The sequence below is a fragment of the Williamsia sp. 1138 genome (genome assembly GCF_002095435.2).
Taxonomy (GTDB): Bacteria; Actinomycetota; Actinomycetes; order Mycobacteriales; family Mycobacteriaceae; genus Williamsia.
In genome coordinates this window covers 107402-123692 of record NZ_MJEJ02000054.1, presented here as the reverse complement: position 1 = coordinate 123692, position 16291 = coordinate 107402, and the positions used below count along the sequence as shown (strand labels likewise).

General features: G+C 67.6%; 11 protein-coding genes. 5 read left to right on the top strand and 6 right to left on the bottom strand.

Annotation, left to right across the window (positions count from 1 at the left end):
- Positions 1–76: 76 nt before the first annotated feature.
- Positions 77–847 carry a class I SAM-dependent methyltransferase gene (locus BH683_RS26875; protein WP_094647811.1) on the bottom strand — a complete coding sequence of 257 codons (771 nt, stop codon included), beginning with the start codon at positions 845–847 and terminating at the stop codon, positions 77–79.
- 231 nt (positions 848–1078) lie between these two features.
- On the opposite strand from BH683_RS26875, the gene BH683_RS26870 reads away from it, so the two are divergent.
- Positions 1079–2224, top strand: a complete 1146-nt coding sequence (locus BH683_RS26870) for a glycosyltransferase family 4 protein (RefSeq protein WP_084839611.1) — start codon at positions 1079–1081, stop codon at positions 2222–2224.
- Positions 2225–2244: 20 nt separating this feature from the next.
- Here the strand turns inward: BH683_RS26870 and BH683_RS26865 are convergent, their stop codons facing one another.
- The 3 genes from BH683_RS26865 to BH683_RS26855 all read right to left on the bottom strand — a co-directional run bounded on the left by BH683_RS26865 (position 2245) and on the right by BH683_RS26855 (position 6009).
- A complete protein-coding gene (locus BH683_RS26865; RefSeq protein WP_246833620.1) occupies positions 2245–2694 on the bottom strand; it encodes a nuclear transport factor 2 family protein in 450 nt (149 codons plus the stop codon).
- Positions 2694–4409: a hypothetical protein gene (locus BH683_RS26860; RefSeq protein ID WP_084839354.1), complete on the bottom strand. Its 1716-nt coding sequence runs from the start codon at positions 4407–4409 to the stop codon at positions 2694–2696. The genes BH683_RS26865 and BH683_RS26860 overlap by 1 nt, the downstream gene beginning before the upstream one ends.
- Before the next feature lie 211 nt (positions 4410–4620).
- A complete protein-coding gene (locus BH683_RS26855; RefSeq protein WP_210405281.1) occupies positions 4621–6009 on the bottom strand; it encodes a PLP-dependent aminotransferase family protein in 1389 nt (462 codons plus the stop codon).
- A gap of 58 nt (positions 6010–6067) precedes the next feature.
- Between BH683_RS26855 and BH683_RS26850 the strand changes: the two genes are divergently transcribed.
- Genes BH683_RS26850 through BH683_RS26840 form a run of 3 tightly spaced genes read left to right on the top strand, consistent with a single transcriptional unit; the run spans position 6068 to position 9242 of the window.
- Positions 6068–7042, top strand: a complete 975-nt coding sequence (locus BH683_RS26850; RefSeq protein WP_168187140.1) for a DMT family transporter — start codon at positions 6068–6070, stop codon at positions 7040–7042.
- A gap of 5 nt (positions 7043–7047) precedes the next feature.
- Positions 7048–8262, top strand: a complete 1215-nt coding sequence (locus tag BH683_RS26845) for a polysaccharide biosynthesis protein (RefSeq protein WP_246833619.1) — start codon at positions 7048–7050, stop codon at positions 8260–8262.
- A complete protein-coding gene (locus BH683_RS26840) occupies positions 8259–9242 on the top strand; it encodes an LLM class F420-dependent oxidoreductase (RefSeq protein WP_084839352.1) in 984 nt (327 codons plus the stop codon). Before BH683_RS26845 ends, BH683_RS26840 begins: the two co-directional genes overlap by 4 nt.
- Before the next feature lie 93 nt (positions 9243–9335).
- Here the strand turns inward: BH683_RS26840 and BH683_RS26835 are convergent, their stop codons facing one another.
- Positions 9336–10802 carry a DUF3068 domain-containing protein gene (locus BH683_RS26835; protein WP_084839351.1) on the bottom strand — a complete coding sequence of 489 codons (1467 nt, stop codon included), beginning with the start codon at positions 10800–10802 and terminating at the stop codon, positions 9336–9338.
- Between the two features lie 147 nt (positions 10803–10949).
- On the opposite strand from BH683_RS26835, the gene BH683_RS26830 reads away from it, so the two are divergent.
- Positions 10950–12179 carry an acyltransferase gene (locus BH683_RS26830; RefSeq protein WP_084839350.1) on the top strand — a complete coding sequence of 410 codons (1230 nt, stop codon included), beginning with the start codon at positions 10950–10952 and terminating at the stop codon, positions 12177–12179.
- Here the strand turns inward: BH683_RS26830 and BH683_RS26825 are convergent.
- Positions 12084–16253 carry an alpha-(1->3)-arabinofuranosyltransferase gene (locus tag BH683_RS26825; RefSeq protein ID WP_246833618.1) on the bottom strand — a complete coding sequence of 1390 codons (4170 nt, stop codon included), beginning with the start codon at positions 16251–16253 and terminating at the stop codon, positions 12084–12086. The genes BH683_RS26830 and BH683_RS26825 overlap by 96 nt on opposite strands.
- Positions 16254–16291: the final 38 nt, after the last annotated feature.

Sequence of the window (16291 nt, the reverse complement as noted above, 5' to 3'; positions counted from 1 at the left end):
CTGCAGAAGCACACGCTCCGGTCAGGTGCACACGTTTGAACGTGTGCACCTGACCGGAGCGTGTGTTTGTGTGGTCTCAACTCTTGCGCAGGAGCAGAACGAGGTTGCTACCCAGCACTTCTCGCACCAGCGGAACACGCATGATCCACCACAGCCGGCCCGGCAGGTACCGCGGAAAGGCGCGCAGCAGGACGGCTTCGTCAGCTGGAACGGACTCGGCCCACCGCAGACCATCAGCGGCTGTGACCTTGAAAAGCGATGTGCCGTAGAGATTCTTGGGTGGGTGGCCGTGCTTGGCGGTGTACCACCGCGCTGCACGGGCGCCGCCGAAGTAATGGGTCAGTCCCATCTCGTGTCCGCCGAATGGTCCGTACCAGAGGGTGTAACTCAGCAGGACGAGCCCGCCTGGTTTGGTCACCCGGAGCATCTCGCGGGCCATGGTCCAGGGATCACGGACGTGCTCGGCGACATTCGACGAATAGCAGATGTCGACGGCGTCGTCGGCGATCGGCAAGGCCATACCCGAACCACGGACGCTGGCACGCTGCGGGAGACCCGCGGCGTGCATCTCGGTGGGGTCGGGTTCGACGGAGACGTAGTCGGCGCCGCGGCCTTGGAAGACCTCGGCAAAGTAGCCGGGCCCACCGCCGACGTCCAGCACGGTGAGACCCCGCAGATCCGTGCCGCTGACATCGAGGTGCAACGCCTCGATCAGCTCCACCGAGTCGTCCGCTAGTGCCCCGTAGAACCGATCGGGATCGGGTTGCTCGTACCGGAAGTGGTTCAGCAGACGGACCGACCGAGAAACGGTGGCCCGTTTCTGCGCTCGGCGGGTGCTTCGGTTCACCGGGGACACGATACTGCGCCCCGAGCCGAGCTGATCTGCTCCACTTTCAGTGGTCTGCTCCGGTTCCAGCACCCTGGAAGGGGAGCATCTACCCGGAAGCGGAGCAGATTTTCGAGGCAGGCAGGTCAGCGGATCAGAGACGCCGCGACCGCCCACGCCTGACCTGGTCCGCTGTGCCCGCTACCCTGGCTGGCAGTGAAAAACGCGACCGACACCACCGGGCCGGCGCCTCTGCGTGAGGTGCTGTTGCTCTGTTGGCGCGACAGCGACCATCCGCAAGGTGGCGGCAGCGAGCGGTACCTGGAGCGGGTCGGGGCCGAGTTGGCCCGAAGCGGGGTCGAGGTCACGCTGCGCACGGCGCGCTATCCGGGGTCGGCGGCCTCAGAGGTCCGCGACGGCATCACGATCTCTCGGGGTGGGGGTCGCCTGGGCGTGTATCCATCGGCGCTCGCGGCGATCGTCGCTGGTCGGTTCGGTCGCGGTCCACTTGCGGGCATTCGTCCCGATGTCGTGATCGACACCCAGAACGGCATCCCCTTCTTCGCGCGCTGGGTCGCGGGTGGGCCGGTGGTGGTGCTGGTTCACCACTGTCACCGGCGGCAGTGGCCGGTGGCCGGAGCGATGCTCGGCAAGGTCGGGTGGTTCATCGAGTCGAGGATGTCGCCCTGGGTGCATCGCCACTCGCAGTATCTGACGGTGTCGTTGCCTTCGGCCGAGGATCTCGATGAGATGGGGATCGGCGCCGAGCGGGTCGCGGTGGTGCGGGCCGGCACAGATCCCGTACCGGAGACCGAACCTCGTGGCACAGAAAGTCCCCGCCTCTGCGTGTTGTCGCGACTCGTGCCCCACAAGCAGATCGAGCATGCGCTCGAGGTGATGGCCCGCCTGTCGACGACCCATCCAGACGTCGTGCTGGATGTGATCGGCGACGGCTGGTGGTCGGAGCAACTGCGCGCGCGGGCAACCGAACTGCGTGTCGACGACCGCGTGCTCTTTCACGGGCATCTCAGTGAGTCCGACAAGCATCGAGTCCTGGCGGGTGCCGCTCTGCACGTGATGCCCTCACGCACCGAAGGGTGGGGTCTCGCGGTGGTGGAGGCTGCGGGACACGGTGTCCCGACCATCGGCTACCGGTCGTCGCGAGGACTGACCGACTCTGTGGTCGACGGTGTCACCGGGGTTCTCGTCGACGACATCGACGAACTCGCCGCGGCCACAGCGCAATTGCTCGACGATCCGGCGTGGTGCCGAGAACTCGGCGAGAAGGCCAACCAGCGTGCCGAAGGGTACTCGTGGCCCGTCGCCGCATCGGGTGTGACGCACGTGCTGACCGAGGCCGCAGCGGGGCGTCGGGTGTCCGGCCTCGTCCAGGGCTGACTCAACGGTTCAGCGCTGAATCAAACGTGGAGGGCTGCGCCAGGTTTCACCTTGAAGCTCGGCATGTCCTCCAGGGACACCGTGGCCTCGTACGTCCGGTCATAGCCCGTCGCACTGATCTTCCAGCCGTCGGCGGTGCGGCGGTAGCGGTCGTTGTAGAACGCGGCGCCGAAGAGCATGAAGTTGAAGTCGGCCACGATCACGCGATCTTGGAGATACCAGCGCCCGGTCGCCTCGTCGCCATCGACGACGATCTCGGGATGATCGACCCGATGCTCGGTGATGATGGCCGCACCCAGGGACGACTTCATGAACTCCACCAGCTGCTCGCGGGTGGTGAACGACAGGCTGTCGCCGTAGTCGCCGGTGACATCGTCGGTGAGGGTGCCTTCGAACTCGTCCCACAGCTTCGTGTCCAGGGTGCGGAGATAGCGGTACTTGACCTGCTTGATGGCTTCGATGTCGTCCACTAGCTGAGCCTCTTTCGGTGCGCTGATCGGTGCGCCCATTTCAGCACAACGGCCACAAAACCATTGGCGATCAAAAGAACCCACCAGAGGTGAGCGATCCAGACGAGCGTCCGATCGGTCGCCGACGCGGCGTACGTCCGTGGATCGCGCACCTGGTAGACGCGCAGGTCGTCGCCTGCGAACGCCGTGTCGAGTTGCGCAAGCGTGCGGTCTGCGGCACCGACGGCATCGGAATCGCCCTCGATGAGAACCCAGCCGACGCCGAGGTCGGCCAAGGTGCTGGGATCGGCGCCCGTCATCAGCGCAGCTTCGGCGCGGGCCGCACGTGAGTCCCCGGCATCGACGCTGCGGCCACCGACGATGAGTTCGCCGGTCTGCAGGACGTCGGCGCGTAGGAGTCGAGGTGTGGGGTCGAGGGAGACGTGTCCGGTGAATCCGTACTCCCGGTTCATTCCGGCGGGCAGGATCAGGACGTCGCCGGCTCCCGCGGGGATGACGTCGGCCACCCGCTGCCAGTCACCGGGATAGGTGCTCGGGGTCAGGTTGTTGCCGACTCCCCAGGCGAGATCGGGAAGTGGCGCGATGATCAATGCCGAGGTGATCAATGCCGCGAATGCCCGTGGCACGTAGCGACCGAGGGCTTGGACCGCCGCAGCCGCGGCGAGGCAGTACAGCGGGGCGACCAGCGCGACCCACTTCTGGGTGTCCCGCAGCAGGCCAGCGCCAGGGACCACGTCGACCAGCCATTCGAGCGCGGCGATTCCCGGTGGGGTCGCGGCCAGGACGACGAGGACAACCGCGGCGATACCGAGCCACGCCGCGCCGGCGATCACCCCGTTGCGTCGACGCCGATACAGCGTCGGCAGACCTGTGGCCACGACGAGGAGCAACAGTGCGGTGGCGACCAGCGCCCATCCCGAGGTCCTGCTGGCGGGCACGGCGTCGGCGTTCCAGATGCCACCCAATCCGAGCACTGATCCGGCAGTTCCGAGCAGCGGTTCGGCGCGCGCGGCGAACACTGCCACCGATCCCGGGTCCGCGGTCGAGGCGGCGCTGCCGAGGAGCACGGCTACCAGCCAGGGGAGTGCGCTGAGGACCCACACGCCCGGTGCGATCGCTGCCATACGGAGGTGTCCGGACGCCAAGGCCGGGATGACAAGAGCTGCCAGCAGTGTGCAGGCCGCGAGCAGCGATCCGGTCGGTGTGAACCCGGCGACCGCGAGCCAGCCGCCCAGCATCGACCAGTGGGCAAGACAATCGCGGCGTCGAACGTGCACCGCGCAGACGACGATCCACCCCACCGCTGCATATCCGAGCAGCAGGCTCCACTGACCTTGCAGGAGACGTTCGGCGACATATGGATTCCAGATGGCGACGACGACCGCGGCGACCATCCCCGCAGTCCCAGACCCGGGTACCGCGAGCCGGGCCAACCTGCCGTACCCGACTCCGGCGAGCAGCAGCGCCGCAACGGTCAGCGCTTTCACCACGATGCCGCCGTCGATCACCTGAGAGGTCACGGCGATGAACCAGTCCTGCGGAACCGCGCGAGGGGCGCTGTCTCCGAGACCCATCGCGGAGTCTGTGGGGAACGAGCGTGGTGTGCTGACCATGTCGCGGATCAGCAGATATCCGGGTCGAAAGATAGGCGCCAGGATGAGAAGGGAGAGGCCGGCGCTCGAGAGCCACAGCGTGATCCACTGCGTGCGGGTCATAGCGCCAAAGCCGATCGTGCCCTTACGGTCGCCCACCGTGCCTTTTTCGCGATCGAGTGGGCCTCTATCGCGGAAGCGACTGCTCCGGCGGCACGCTCGACGTCCGGAAGGGCACGCTCGACGTGCGGAAGGGCCCGCTCGACGTCCGGAAGGGCACGCTCGGCGGGGTTGCCGCAACGGTCGGGCGACCCCGCGAGCGGAGCGAGCAAATTCAACACAGCACGCGCGCGAGGCGGGTGACTGCTTCGTGGATCATCGGGACCGGGGTTTCGCCGAAAGTCAGTCGTAGGTGCGAGTGGTCGGACTCGGATGGAAACCATGGGGCGCCTTCGCCGATCAGCACACCTTCGGCACTACCTGCGGCCGCGACGTCGCGGTCGTCCAATCCTGCGGGCAACCTCACCCACAGATGCATGCCGCCGTGCGGGATCGCCGGGATCTCCACCTGCGGGATCAAGCGGCGCAGCGCGCCCACCAGGGCATCTCGCCGTTCTCCGAGCGCGCGACTGACGTGCCGGTTGTGCCGCGGCCAGGCCGGTGAGTTCAGGAACTCCACGGCAGCTTCTTGCACCGGACCCGCGACGTAGAAGTCGTCGAGGGTCTTGGCCGCGCGCAAACGCGCGAGCGCCGGGCCCCGCGCGCACAGGGCGGCCACGCGCATGCCCGGCCCGACCGGCTTGCTCAGCGAACGGATGTGGACGATGTGGCCGTTCGGATCACGGGATGTCAACGGGGGCGGCGGTGTCCGGTCGATACCGAGATAGCGGGCGTAGTCGTCCTCGATCACGAACATCGAATGTTTGTGCGCCAGTTCGAGAATGTCGTCGCGTCGCGAGTGGGACAGCGTGACACCGCTGGGATTCGAGAACGCCGGTTGCACCACCAGCAATCGGCTGCCGGTCCGCGCGATGGCGTCGGCGAGCAGGTCCGTGCGGATGCCCCGTTCGTCCATCGGGACGGGAATGACCTCTGCGCCGTGGCTGCGGGCGATGGCGACGGTGCCTGTATACGTGGGGCTTTCGACGATCACCGGTTCGCCCGGCCGGACCAGTGCGCGGATGGCGATCGACAACGCGCTCTGCCCGCCCGCGGTCACGATCACCTCCGAGGCATGGATGCCGTCGATCTCGGACGCGAACCAGCGCCGGAGTTCGGGGCTGCCCTCCAAGGGGTATCTGCCCCAGCTCTTCGACCGCTTGAGGGCCCGCGACATCGCGGCGTTCAGTGCAGCCGTCGGCAGCAACTCGTCGTCGAGGTATCCGCCCTTGAGACGGATGACGTCCGAACCCGGGGTCCGCCAGAGGTCCAGAGTCCGCGACAATTCGGGTGGGATGCGGGAGCCGAGCACCGACTCCTGCCAGGACGTGTCCGCCGGGACCGGCGGGGCAGGTGGCGCAGCGACGAAGGACCCGGCGCCCGGACGTACGTCGACCAACCCCTCGGCCGCGAACTCGGACAGCACGCGCTGAATCGAGTTCGGGGAGACCCGGTGCTGTTCCTGCAAGAGGCGCACCGACGGAAGTCGGGTTCCCGAGATGCTCTCCGATATCAGCGAGCGCAGGCTTTCGCGAAGCACTGTTACTCCGCTATCGTTATCCATGAGCGCCAACGATAACAGTTCCACCGTTTCTCGGATAGCAGATAACGGTCGCCGCAGGATGGCCGCCCGTGCAGGCATCCTGCTCGGCGGACTCGGTGTACTGGCCTTCAGCTTCTCGCTTCCGGCCAACAAACTGGCGGTCGCCGGAATCGATTCGTACTCGATCACCGCGTGGCGGGCGGCACTCGCCGGACTGCTCGCGCTGGGTTACCTGCTGATGGTGCGTCCGACCATCCCCTCCCGGCGAAACCTCGGCGCACTGCTCTGCTCCGGCTTCGGCGTCGTGATCGGATTCCCGCTGTTCTCGTCGTTGGCTCTGGAGACCATCGACGCGTCGGCCGGCGCCGTAGTACTCGGTCTGCTCCCGGCGCTCACCGCGACCTTCGCCTCCCTCCTCGCAGGTGAGCGCCTGCCGTGGATGTTCTGGCTGGCCACCGGGGCGGGAGCGCTGGTGCTGGTCGCCTACCTGCTCAGCACGAGCCCGTCCGGATTCTCCGGATTCACGCTGGAGTGGGGACATCTCTGGATGGTCCTGGCTACCGTCAGCGCCGGCTTCGGATACGCGGTCGGAGGGGCGCAGGCCAAGCAGATCGGTGGGGCCCAGAGCGTGTCGTGGGCACTGGTCCTGCTGCTGCCGGTGTCGATACCGGTGTCGATCCTGCTCGGGATGAGCGGCAGCTACGAGTTCACCGGATCGGTCATCGCCGGGATGGTCTATGTCACCGTCATCTCGCAATTCCTGGGGTTCTTCGCCTGGTACGGCGGGCTGGCGCGCGGCGGGATCGCGCGGGTCGGTCAGATCCAACAGATCCAGCCGCTGATGACGATCGTGTGGTCGGCGCTGCTGCTCGGGGAACGCCCCGATCCGTGGATCTATGTGGTCGGGGTGACGCTCGGACTGCTGGTCTGGGCTGCCCAGCGCGCCCGGTTCCGTACAACGGCCGCGCCTGCCCCGACGGAGGAGGACAACCGCCTCCCGGGCGACGCCGACACCCTCCCTCAGCTACAGCCGGCACTGCCCCTGAGACACTGAGCGCCATGGCGAGGGTGATGGCGGGCGTGGGCGGTGTCGCCGCCGGCACCATGGTCGCCAACATCTGCGGCTACCTCATCCATCTGCCCGCGGCCCGGTGGCTCAGCGAGAGCTCCTACGGCGAGTTCGCCGTCCTACTGCAGACGATGCTGGTCCTCGGGGTCCCGGCGTTGGCTCTGCAGGTGGTGATCGCGCGGGAGGTCGTGCGTGGTCGTCCGGTCGCCGATCTGGTGTCGATCACGATCCGGACAGCGGCCGCCGTGCTGGTGGCCGCGGTGATCGCGGTTCCGATCGTGATGTGGATCGCCGACACCGGCCTGGCGGCGACCGTTGCCGCGTTCGCGACGGCACCGCTGCTCGTCCTGATCGCCGCCGGGCAAGGGATTCTGCAAGGTCGGCAACAGTTCTCGTTGCTGTCCTGGGTGCTGGCCGGGGTCGGCGTCGCGCGTACGGTGCCCGGGATCGTGGTCGTCGCAGCCGGTGGCGGTGCGGCGGGCGCCCTTGCTGCAACCGCCGTGGGCGCCGCGGCGTCAGCAGCCGGCGTGTGGATCGCCGTGTCGCGGACCGGGTCGGAGCCGGCCCACCACCCAGGTGCTCGGGCCCTCGCGCTGACGTTGGTGCTGCGGGCCTCGCAGGTGCAGCTCGTCCTGATCGCGCTGTCGTCGGTGGATCTGCTGCTCTCGCGACCGGTCCTGGGAGAACAGGACGCCGGCGTCTACGCGCTGGGGACCATCGCGACAAAGGCCGCGTTCTGGCTGCCGCAGGCCATCGGCGTGGTGTTGTTCCCGCAGTTCGCAGACAGTGCCCGGTCGTCGGCGGCGCTGCGAACCGCCGTCGGCTGGTTGCTCGCGATCGCGGTGGTCGTGGTCGGCGGTGCCGCGATCGTCGCGCCGCTCGCCCCGGTACTGGTCGGCGACGAATACCGGGCGGTGGTCCCGATCCTATGGATCTTCGCGCTCACCGGCAGCGCGCTGTCGATCCTGCAGGTCGGTCTGCTCGCGGCGATCGCACGGGACCAGACCCTGGTCGCGGCCCTGAGTTGGCTGGTTCTCGTCGTCGAGGTCGTGATCATCGTGGCCTGGGCGCACAGCATCACCACGCTGGCACTGACCGCGGCAGGGTGTGCGGTCGTGGGCACCGCACTGACGCTCGTCGCCCTGAGGTTCAGCACATCGACGACGGGTCGCCGGGTCTCGGGCAGTCGTACTGTGGACGCATGAGCATTCGTCTCGGTTATCAGATCCCCAATTTCTCCTATCCCGGCGGCAAGGTCGCCGACCTCTTCCCGACCGTGATCGCCCAGGCCCAAGAAGCCGAAAGTGCCGGGTTCGACACGGTTCTGGTGATGGACCATTTTTACCAATTGCCCGGTATCGGGTCCCCGGACGAGCCGATGCTCGAGGCGTACACGGCGCTCGGAGCGCTCGCGACCGCGACCGCGACCATCAACCTCTCGACCCTGGTCACCGGCAACACCTATCGCAACCCCGCGATGCTGGCCAAGACCATCACCACACTCGACGTGGTCAGTGGTGGCCGCGCGATCCTCGGCCTCGGCGCCGGCTGGTTCGAGCTCGAGCACGACGAGATGGGCTACGAGTTCGGCACCTTCACCGAGCGTTTCGAACGACTCGAAGAGGCCCTGCAGATCATCGAGCCGATGCTGCGCGGCAAGAAACCCGAACTCGCCGGCAAGTGGTACCAGGCGCACGGAACCCGCAACAATCCGCAGTTTCGGACCGACCTTCCGATCATGCTCGGTGGTGGCGGCGAGAAGAAGACCTTCGGTATGGCTGCGCGTTACGCCCAGCACCTCAACGTGATCGCGGCCCCCAGCGAACTGCCGCGCAAACTCGAGGCCCTCGCCAAGCGCTGCGAGGAGGCTGGCCGGGACCGGTCGACGATCAAGACCAGCTTCCTGGCGACGGTGTTCCTCGACGCCGACGGTGACAAGGCCCGCGCCGAGGTGGTCAGGCGGATGCGCGCGAACGGCGTCGATCGCGACGCGGTCAGTGCCGGCGACTGGGCAAAGGCCACCGAACGGTTCTTCGTCGGTTCGCCCGACGAGGTCGCCGCCGACATCAAGGCGCGTGTTCTGGACGTCGGTATCGACGGTCTCACCATCAACATGCTGCACAACGGGCACGAACCGGGAAACATCACGCTCGCGGGTAAAGCGTTGGCCCCGTTGGTGAACTAGCTCTTCAACGCACAAACCCACCCGTTCTGGTCACACCCAAGGGTCGGAGACCCCTGGATTTGACCGGAATGGGTGGGTTTGCGTGAGAGCTGGTCAGGGACGGCGCCAGGGCTCTTCGTTCGGGCCGTCGCGAGGCGGATCCTGTTCTGGCACAGTCCAACCCGGATCGCGGACCGGCGGCTGGTCCTGCTGTCCGATGCTCTGCTGATCGAGGTAGGGATACTGGTCGCCTACCTCGGCGAAGCCGTCGCCGCGGTTGTCTCGCACGGCCGGGATCTGACGCGTCTGATCCGGATCGTAGGGCGGCGCGGGAGGAGGGCTGTTGCCCTGGTCCCCACCCCGGTACTGCTTGATCAGATCGGTCCGCTGCTGCTCGTCAGGATCGGCCGGGGCGTAGGGCGAACCCGACGCCGGGGCAGGTGTGCCCGGGCCGCGGAGCAACAGCCACACGCCTGCGGCGAGCAGGACCACTCCGAGGATGCCGACCCCGATCGGGATCCAGCGACCCCACAGCTTGATCGGGCTGCCGAGATCCTTCGCGTCCGTGGCCAGTTGTTCCTGCGTGCTCTGGGTGTAGGAGAAGACGACGTCCAGGGCGGTCAGCCGGTAGTCGAGCATGGCCTGCGGCGAGTCCTCGCTGACGTTGAGCTTGAACTCCTGCTTGATGTGTTCGCGATCGTTGATGATGGTGCCGCTGACCGGATCGACGTAGAGGTCGCGGGTCGTGGTCTGGATCAGCGAGGCCGGCAACCGCTCGTTGTTGCGGTATCCCTCGAATCCGCCGTACCAGCCTGCGGGCTGATCGATCGAGGTGCCGGCGAGTTGTTGGTCGTTGGCGTCGGTCAGAGTGCTCAGGTCGGTCTCCGGGACCTCCTGGGTGAAGTGATAGGTGTTGATGCCGTTGATCTCGGTCTCGTCGACGAACTGCAACGGATTCGTGGTGCGGCTCGGCAGGTCGAAGTAGGTGTAGGTCTTGCCCTTGTCGACACCGAACGGGAAGCGGTACTGCAGTCCCTGGCGGTCGGGGAGGCTGACGCTGTTCTCGCCCGCGTCGACCTGGACCTCGGACTGTCCGCCGCCGCTGATCTGCGGCTCGGCGGTGGTGCGGTTGGTGGTGATCCGGTCGCGGGTCGCGGTGAGAAGTGCTGTCATGCAATCATTTGCGCCACCCTGCGCCGGTGGGGTCACGGTCTCGTCACCGTCGGTGTACGAGTCGATCCGGATGGAGTTACCCGCCTGGAAGGTGACCTTGTTGGCGTCGGCGGGGTCGACGACCAGTACCCGCTGCTGTTCGGTCAATTTCGCATCCGACACCTGCGGCCGCGGCTCGTCCAGCGAGCAGCGGTTGAAGATCTTCGCGGGCAGCGCATCACTGGCGGACACGCCCTGCTGACCTTGGCTGTCGGCGACGCTGGTGATGTCGAGATCCATGGGCGTCTTCTTCAGCGTCCCCACGTAATAGAGGGGAAGCGCGATGGCCACCACGATGAGCAGAACGCCGAAGAAGATGGCGACCGGTCCCGCGAGGTCCCTGGCAGACATCCGAGGCCCTGTTGCCATACGTCGGGTACTCCTTCAGATCTTGAGTCGGTGCAGCGGGCAGTTAAAGCGAGACTAACAGCCGAGGTCGTCGCAGCCGGGCACTCAGCTCTGCCCCCGGCACCGAGGTCCGACCGACGGCCATCGTGGCCGGTACATTGGCTGACCATGCGTCCCCAGCGGCAGGTCGGTGCCCCGGCTGCCTTCGTGCCCGCGCTCGAAGGCATGCGTGCGTTGGCGGCTGTCGGTGTCATGACCACCCATGTCGCCTTCCAGACGGGCGCGGTGGACGGCAGTGTCCTCGGGGCGATCTGGGGTCGCTTCGACATGGCGGTGGCACTCTTCTTCGCGCTGTCGGGGTTCCTGCTGTGGCGTCCGCATGCGGTCGCCGCGCACGATGTCGCGCACAAGCCCCCTGGAGTGGCCCGTTACCTGCGCCATCGCGTCGTTCGTATCTGGCCCGCGTACGTCGTGGTCGTGGTCGTCGTCCTGATGTTGCTGCCCGACGCCCGGCCCGCCGGCGCCACCGTGTGGCTGGCGAACCTGACCCTCACCCAAGTTTTCGTGCCGCTGTCGTTGACGGCAGGGCTGACCCAGATGTGGAGCCTGTCGGTCGAGGTCAGCTTCTACCTGGCGCTGCCGCTGTTCGCCTGGCTGCTCGTGCGGTTACGCGGGCGACAGGCGCGGTGGCGGATACCGGTGTTGTCCGCTGCGGCTGTGCTCAGCCTGGGGTGGGCCTGGGTCGCCGACGCACTGCCGCTGGCTGCAGGCGTCGAGGCCAAGAACTGGCTACCGGGTCATCTGCCGTGGTTCGTCAGCGGTCTGATCCTGGCCGAGCTGGTGGTGTCGAGGTCCGGGGGTGTCGTCGCGCGGACGGGGTCGCGACCCTGGTTGATGGCGGGCGTCGCAGCGGTGGCGTTCGCGTTGTCCTGCACCGAACTCGCCGGGCCCACCGGGCTGGCCCCGCTGGCGCCCTGGCAGTTCGCCGTCAAGATGGTGCTGGGTGCGATTCTCGGGTTCGCGTTGCTCGGACCACTGGTTCTGGGACCACCCCGGGCTCACCGGATATTGGACTCGGCGCCGATGCAGGCCCTGGGCCGGTGGTCGTATGCCATCTTCATCTGGCATCTCGCGGTCCTGGCCGCGGTTTTCCCGCTGGCCGGGGTCATCCCGTTCTCCGGTTCGATGATGGTGGTCTGGTGCCTGACGCTGTTGCTCACGATCGGGGTCTCGGCGGCGAGCTACTCGTGGATCGAGGATCCGGCGCGGCGGTGGCTGCGTCGCTCCGAACAACGCGCTGCGTCAGCGTCGGCGACGGCGCAGGTTCGCCCGGATCAACCATCGCGGCAGTCTGATCGCGTGCCAAGCGACGAGCACTACCGCCAACAGAGCCGGTAGCTGCACCCACCAGTCCCAGCCGTTGTATCCGAGCGATGACCGCCACGGCCCGGCCGCGAGACCGAATCCGGCAGCGGTCATCAACAACGCCACGAGCGCAGGAGTCCACTGCCTGCCGCGCAGTGATCGAAAGACAAGAGGTGCGGCGGTGACGGCGATGGCGACGACCGTTGCCACGGCCAGCGCGATCGGACCGGTGAGCAGGTAGACCACTGCGGCGAGCAGCACGGGCATCACTGCGCGGCCGTCGACCGGGCGGGCCACCGGCAGCGACACCGGCGCTCGACGGGCCGGGACGAACGTGCAGACCAGCAGGAGGGCCAGCAGGACGAGTCCGCCCCCGATGGCCCACCGGTAGGGCTGGTCGAGCGGGAAGGTCAGATCGATGGCACCGGCATAACCTGCGGGCACGATCCAGCCCTGCTGCCAGCCATTGACGACGATGGGCTGCAGTTCGTCGTCCCCCGCATGCGCTTTCCATCCGGGATTGGTGCTCTCCGGCACGATCAGGACGCGTTCGTCGCTTTCGTCGGCGACCGTGATGCTGCGATCGGTGGCATTCCATCTGTTCACCGTCACCGGTGCAGGTGGGGCACCCGCTACGGCGCTTGCGTTTCCGAGGTCTGTTGCCGTGAGCTCGACCCCGGCGACGGTGAAGGCCGGACCGGGATTGACCGCGAGTTCCTGCTCGCCGGCGGGAAGGTCGACGGGCCGTTGATCGCAGGCCTGTGCACGGACCGGTGCTCCCGAGGACAAGACTGCTGCTGTGGTCTGCAGTGAAAAGCGCTGCACGCTACCGGCGATGGTCAGACCCGGTCCGTCGAAACAGGAGACCTCGATCGGTCGGTCGGGGTCCGGCGGGGTCGCCGCGCCGCCCAGGACGGTGATCTCGGAGATCCCCGACGGCGCGATGGCAGCGAACCCGAGGCTGTTGACGTCGAGGACCTCCTCCTTCTCGAGGACGGTGATCGAGATCGTCGAGGTGAGATGGGGATCGAGTGTGATTCGGCCATCGGCGGGGATCTCCCGTACCTGACGTCCGTTGCCGAGATCGATCCCCACCACCACCGGTCGGGCCGGGAACTGTCCACTGGGAAGGGCGAACTGGAGTCCGTCGACCTCCCGTGGACTCGGCAGCGTGAGTTCGATCGTCGGCCGCTCTGCGCCGTCGCCGTTGTCGCGCGCGACCCAGGTGGTGCCGGGGTCACCGTCGACGGCCGCGCCCGCGTTGCCGCGAGGGTCGGTGCTCGCCGACGGCGCGGTTGCGACGATCTGATCAGGTCCGGTCAGTAGTCGATTGAGTTCCTCGGAAGGGTTGGCGGTCAGCGTGATCGAGGGCGTCACCGCCACCGGGCTCGGTACCGACAACACCCGGCCGAAGATCCCGGGTTCTTCGGGGGCGAGTCCCAGTGCGCCCGAACATCGGGTGACATCGCGGTCGGGAACACACGCGTCGCGGCCCGGTAGCTCGGGGGCCAGGGTCCACCCGGCGATTTGTTGACCGGCCACCAACTCCGGTAGTACGACCCGGTGGCGGATGGGCAGCGTGCGTGCCCGGGCGGCATCGCGGAGCTCGATCTCCGAGATCGCGAACTGGTTTCCGGCCGTACCGTTGTCGGTGCCGATGGCCCTGATCTGCACCCACCGGGTCGGACCGCTGGGTGGCACCACGGACGTGGGTTCACCCGCGGTCACACGGGTGGCCACGGTGCTCCCTGCCTCGGTGGTGATCAGCAGGGTGCTGACGCCGGCGCCGAGCGCCTTGCCGACGGTGACGTCGAGGGCCAGCCGCTCCCGTGGTCTGGTGAAGTCGAGCTGTAACCACTGTCCCACGGCGGAGTCGAGTCCGCGGCTGACCCACGCGGTGTTCGGGTTGCCGTCGAATGCAGCCGCCGGTGAGCTGCCGGGTGCGCTCTGACCCAATTGTGTTGCGTCTGAGGCCGACCCGGATGCGCTGACAGACAATTGGCCGGGCTCGCCGTCGAGCAGCCAGTCGCCCTGCACCAGAGGCTGGCCGTCGACCGGGTAGTCGGTCGCGGCGTTCTGGGTCAGTCGTGGATCGCCGGGCGCTCGGATTGCAGAACTGTGATCGTCGACCCGCCCGAAGTCGACTTCACGATCGGTGGGGGAGTCGGTGACGATCATCGGCACATCGGCAAGTCCGGCACGCCGGGCATCGGTCTGCAGCAGGACGGGCCCCATTGGTGGCTCGCCGCTCAGTGCCGCCGCATTCTGAAGAGATGCCAGGGATTCAGGTCCACCGGACACCCTGGGCATTTGGTTCAGGGCCACTGTGGAGGGTCGGGTGCCGGGGAACGCGACGTCCGATTCGACCTGAAAGATCTGTATCGCAGGCATTGTCGGGCGCAGCCCGTCGTCGGAGACGACGTCGTCGATCCGGGGTGGGCCGACCTCGGGTCCGAACTGCGCAACCGGAGTCATACCCGGCGAGCCAGCGATCGCATTGTGGGCCAGGATCGGTCGCGCGGATCTCGAGGTGGACGGATCGAGGTCGGCGCGTACGACCACGTACGAAATGCCTTGCTGAGCAAGCGTGGCGGCGAGGCCGGGGAGCGGTCGTCCGGCGGCGATCGCACGCTGCACCGAATCCAGGGCCCTGATGGCGCCGGGGGGCGTCAGCGGGATCGCGTCCCGTACCGCCCACGGTTCGTCGGCGAGGACCTGCAGCGGTTCGTCCCGGGTCAGACCCCAGGTCTGGTTGGCAAACGGCGAACCCGGAACCGCCAGCGCTCGTCGATTCTGGTCGGCACCGTTGTCCTTCAGCCACTGGGCCGTCTGGTTCCAATATGACGGAATCGAGCTGTAGGAGCCCGGCGCCGACAATGACGCCGTCCAGACCATCGAACCGGTTGCGAGCGCGGCCACGAGGACCACGATCGCGGCCGCCACCGGCCGCGAACGCTCCGGGTGGGCGAACGCGCGGCCGGTGGTGCGCCAGCCCGCGACGTCCGGTGTGGGGACGCGGGCCAGCAGGTGAGCGATGCCCAGTGCCAGCGGGATCCGGATCAGTGGGTCCCACTTGTGGACGTTGCGCAACGGTGCGCCCGCGTCGTCGAGGAATACGCGCACCGACTCCGAGAGAGGCGACCCGAGCTGGCCGGGATAGCCGAGGCAGATCATCAGCAGGCCGACGATCAGGATGGTGATCAGGCGGCCGCGTCCGGGCATCGCCCGCATGGCGAGCCCGGTCAGTCCCGCCGCCGCGAGCAACCCGGTGGCGAGCACCGCGACCGGCTGGGTGACCAGGCTCGCTCCCGCAACCCGCTCCGGGGAGACGAACGGCGTCCAGGCACTCGTGCCGCGCAGCACCTCGGTCAGCGACACCCATTCCGTTGTCACTCGAGAGGATTCGATGTAATCCAGGAACGGCGGGCTGACCCGGGACAGGATGAGCAGCGGGACGACCCACCACAGGCAGGCCGCCGCGGCCCCGAGCGCCCACCAGCCACCGAATCGCAGCCAGCGTGCGGCCGGTCCCTTGATCGGGGTGTGCAGCAGCCACCACAGCCCGGCGACCGACGCCGCGGCAAGTGTGGCGACCGCGTTCACCGCGCCCATCAGCGCCAGTGCGCAGGCGGATTGGAAAGCCAGCTGCCGCAGATTCTTTCGCGGATCCGTGTGGTTGAGGGCGACGACGACGGGAGCCAGCACCCACGGGGCCAGCATCACCGGCAGTGTCTCGGAGGAGATCGATCCGATGGTCGTCAGTACCCGTGGGCTCGCGACGAAGACCACCGCGGCGAAGATCCGCGACCACCGTGAGCCGACACCCACCGCGTCGGCGAGACGGACGAATCCCACGAAGCCGACCCACAGCAACAGAGCCCACCACAGGCGCTGCGTCACCCAGGGCGGGAGGGAGAGCAGATCACCGGCGGCGAAGAAGGCCCCATGCGGGAAGAAGTATCCGTAGGCCTGATTCTGCACCTGGCCGAGGGGAGCGACAGACGACCACAGATGCGCGGCGCGACCGAGAAAGCCGAGTGGGTCGGCGGTGAGGTCGAGTTTGGTGTCGGCGGCGATCAGGCCGGGCGATTGGGCGAATGACGCCAACAGCGCCCACAGAGCTGCACAAAGCAGTCCCCGTTTGG